This window comes from Streptococcus sp. GMD1S (assembly GCF_000296875.1).
Lineage (GTDB): Bacteria > Bacillota > Bacilli > Lactobacillales > Streptococcaceae > Streptococcus.
Genome location: NZ_AJQY01000369.1, coordinates 1 through 1,118 on the forward strand (window position 1 = coordinate 1; position 1,118 = coordinate 1,118).

The window sequence follows — 1,118 nt, forward strand, 5'->3', positions numbered from 1 at the left end:
AGGGTGCCCTTATGGGCGTAAGAAAAATCAAGGAGAAACCTAATGTTTGTAAAAAAAGGCGACAAAGTTCGCGTAATCGCTGGTAAAGATAAGGGAACAGAAGCTGTTGTCCTTACTGCCCTTCCAAAAGTAAACAAAGTTATCGTTGAAGGTGTTAACATCGTTAAGAAACACCAACGTCCAACTAACGAGCTTCCTCAAGGTGGTATCATCGAGAAAGAAGCAGCTATCCACGTATCAAACGTTCAAGTATTGGACAAAAATGGTGTAGCTGGTCGTGTTGGTTACAAATTTGTAGACGGTAAAAAAGTTCGCTACAACAAAAAATCAGGCGAAGTGCTTGATTAATCACGAAGGAAAGGAGAAGTATAATGGCAAATCGTTTAAAAGAAAAATATCTTAATGAAGTAGTTCCTGCTTTGACAGAACAATTCAACTACTCATCAGTGATGGCTGTGCCTAAAGTAGATAAGATCGTTTTGAACATGGGTGTTGGTGAAGCTGTATCAAACGCTAAAAGTCTTGAAAAAGCTGCTGAAGAATTGGCACTTATCTCAGGTCAAAAACCACTTATCACTAAAGCTAAAAAATCAATCGCCGGCTTCCGTCTTCGTGAAGGTGTAGCGATCGGTGCAAAAGTTACCCTTCGTGGTGAACGTATGTACGAATTCTTGGACAAATTGGTTTCAGTTTCACTTCCACGTGTGCGTGACTTCCACGGTGTTCCAACAAAATCATTTGATGGACGCGGAAACTACACTCTTGGTGTGAAAGAACAATTGATCTTCCCAGAAATCAACTTTGATGACGTTGACAAAACTCGTGGTCTTGACATCGTTATCGTAACAACTGCTAACACTGACGAAGAGTCACGTGCATTGCTTACAGGCCTTGGAATGCCTTTTGCAAAATAATATAGGAGGTAAATCTAATGGCTAAAAAATCAATGATTGCTAAGAACAAACGTCCAGCGAAGTTCTCTACTCAAGCTTATACTCGTTGTGAAAAATGTGGTCGTCCACATTCAGTTTACCGCAAATTTAAACTTTGCCGTGTTTGCTTCCGTGAATTAGCTTACAAAGGACAAATTCCTGGTGTAACAAAAGCATCTTGGTAAT

General features: G+C 40.1%; 3 protein-coding genes. All 3 read left to right on the forward strand.

The genetic code is table 11. The annotated features are described in order from the left end of the window. The first annotated feature begins 42 nt into the window (after positions 1–42). Genes rplX through GMD1S_RS10400 form a run of 3 tightly spaced genes read left to right on the forward strand, consistent with a single transcriptional unit; the run spans position 43 to position 1,117 of the window. Positions 43–348: a 50S ribosomal protein L24 gene (rplX, locus tag GMD1S_RS10390; protein ID WP_000497691.1), complete on the forward strand. Its 306-nt coding sequence runs from the start codon at positions 43–45 to the stop codon at positions 346–348. A gap of 23 nt (positions 349–371) precedes the next feature. Then, positions 372–914: a 50S ribosomal protein L5 gene (gene rplE, locus GMD1S_RS10395; protein WP_000013542.1), complete on the forward strand. Its 543-nt coding sequence runs from the start codon at positions 372–374 to the stop codon at positions 912–914. 17 nt (positions 915–931) lie between these two features. After that, a complete protein-coding gene (locus GMD1S_RS10400) occupies positions 932–1,117 on the forward strand; it encodes a type Z 30S ribosomal protein S14 (RefSeq protein ID WP_001085697.1) in 186 nt (61 codons plus the stop codon). Position 1,118 lies beyond the last annotated feature (1 nt).